2 pseudogenes are annotated in these 2,243 nt (G+C 43.4%); one reads left to right on the forward strand and one right to left on the reverse strand.

From position 1 onward, the window contains the following. Window positions 1-233, forward strand: a pseudogene (locus tag F6K37_RS38940) (glycosyltransferase); the annotation flags it as partial. A gap of 281 nt (window positions 234-514) precedes the next feature. On the opposite strand, the pseudogene F6K37_RS38945 reads toward F6K37_RS38940, so the two are convergent. Then, a pseudogene (locus F6K37_RS38945) lies at window positions 515-1,596 on the reverse strand (RNA-guided endonuclease InsQ/TnpB family protein). Window positions 1,597-2,243: the final 647 nt, after the last annotated feature.

Consider the following 2,243-nt stretch of genomic DNA (forward strand, 5'->3'; position numbering starts at 1 on the left):
TTAGTGTTTTGACTGGACATTGGCTGAATGCGATCGCATCCTTTGTGACATGGTTACTGATGGCTTTAGCTTACTTACCCACACTGCGCCTGTATCAATGTTCTCCTCTGCTAGGATTTTGCTTACCTGGGATCGGGTTGCTCTATACCTTAATGACCATAGATTCAGCATGGCGACATTGGCAAGGACGGGGTGGTGCTTGGAAAGGAAGGGTTTATTCGGTTGAGGGTTGAAGGTTAGAGGTTGAAGGTTAACTGTTGAAGGTTTAATGTTGGAGGTTGAATGTTGAAGGTTGAATGTTGGATGTTGGATGTTGAAGGTTGAAAGTTTACTGGTATAGCAGTCGAAGTAAAGGTTAAGACATAGTTTTGTTACCATATCCGCTGTTGCATATTACCTATTACTGCTACGGAAAACTGACACAACACGGTATAAACCGTATTAATGTTTCCTTCCTGCTTCTTTCCAGTTACCTGGCATTTCATAGGGTGTCGGCACTTCCTATTCCACAGGCTCAAACCGAGTAGCTCTCGGCGTATCGTTCTAAATTGAGGCTAGCATTATAATCACGATCTCGAACTTCACCGCAAGCTTCGCAATTAAAAACTCGTTCTTTGAGTGGCATTTCCTGGATGTGGCCACAACTTGAACAGGTTTTTGTTGATGGATAAAATCTATCCGCAAACACTGTTTTTGATCCGTACCACTCCGACTTGTATTCGACTTGACGACGAATTTCAGACAAAGCAGAATCAGCAATGGCACCCGCGTTCCTTATGGTTTTTCAGCATACCGGAAACATTCAAATCTTCGTTCCCCAATGACTGCGTGGTTTTTGCAAAGCCAAGAGGTTAACTTGTGAATGGCATCTTTCCGGATGTTAGCGATATGCTGATGAGTTTTAGCCAGTCTTAGCTTGGTCTTCTTTCTGTTGACAGAACCAACTTTTTTTCTAGATAGTTCTCGTTGAAGTCGAGTTAATTTTTTCTGAGCTTGCTTATAGGCTCTAGGGTTAGGAAATACGGTCCCATCAGAGCAAGTCGCTAAAACTTTAATCCCAACATCTACACCTAGATATTCTCTGGACTTTGGGGTATATTCAGGCTCAAATTCGTAGGCTAGCGAAATATACCAATAATCTGCTACTCGACTGATTGTGATTCGCTTTGTCTGGATTTCAGGTATTGGTTCATAGGTACTAACCCATCCCAAGAAAGGAAGTTTTAACCGAGTCCCTGAAAACTTCATGAGCTTACCGCAATTATCTAGGGTAAAGCTATCATTTCTACCTTTTTTCTTAAACTTAGGATGTTGAGCAATCCCTTGAAAAAATCGACTAAATGCTTCTCCTAAGTGCATGAAAGCAAATTGGTAAACCCTAGAACTTAATGTGGACTGCCAGGTATACTGAGGCTTCACATGATGAGTATAGAACTTTTTCAACTTATTGGCTGAAGGTTTGAGTCCAGCTTTATAGGCTTCCTTCCACAGGTTTAAAGCCCAGTTCCATAGCCACCTAGAATACCCAGCGTGTTGAGCCATCAAGGTTTTTTGTTTGTTATTCAGTTTTAATTTGGTTTTGAAGGCTCGTTGCATAAGTCGGGATGATTGATTTTTTCATCGGGCTAGTGTGCTGACGTTAACCCCTAGATACTCATCAGCTTTTGTTTGGTTTGAGGTACGCCGCTCACCTAACTACAATTAACAACATACTGATAGTATCGTGTTATACCTTAAATCGTCAACTAAGTTATTACTCTTTCCCTAACTATACTTTAATATACTTTAACTGTTGTTAAGCACTGCGTAATTTCCTGAATTTTGCCTGAGAGCTGATTCGTAAACTCGCTGTAATCCTTGTAGGATAAGGCTTGCGCTAAAATATAACAATTGAACTATTTAATACCTGGGGGGGTGACATGCAAGCTGAAATCCTTACTCGGTAGTCATTTCAGCCCATAAGTTACTTCAGGTGCGCTTGACCTTGGCGAATTAAATTCGCCACGGGTCGCACCTGAAAGATACATGGTGTTTTGGGCTGACACTGCACGTAGTTATAAGGGTTTAAGCTTCCAGAAAGCGATGCAGCGCGGTCTTGGGGAGGCAGCGCGGTCTTGGGGAGGCAGCGCGGTCTTGGGGAGCCAGTGCGGTCTTGGGGGTTTCCCCCATGAGCAACTGGCGTGGTCCCCCCCATGAGCGACTGCCGTGGTTTCCCCCATGAGCGACTGCCGTGGTTTCCCCCA

The organism is Moorena sp. SIO4E2 (genome assembly GCF_010671945.1).
Taxonomy (GTDB): domain Bacteria; phylum Cyanobacteriota; class Cyanobacteriia; order Cyanobacteriales; family Coleofasciculaceae; genus Moorena; species Moorena producens.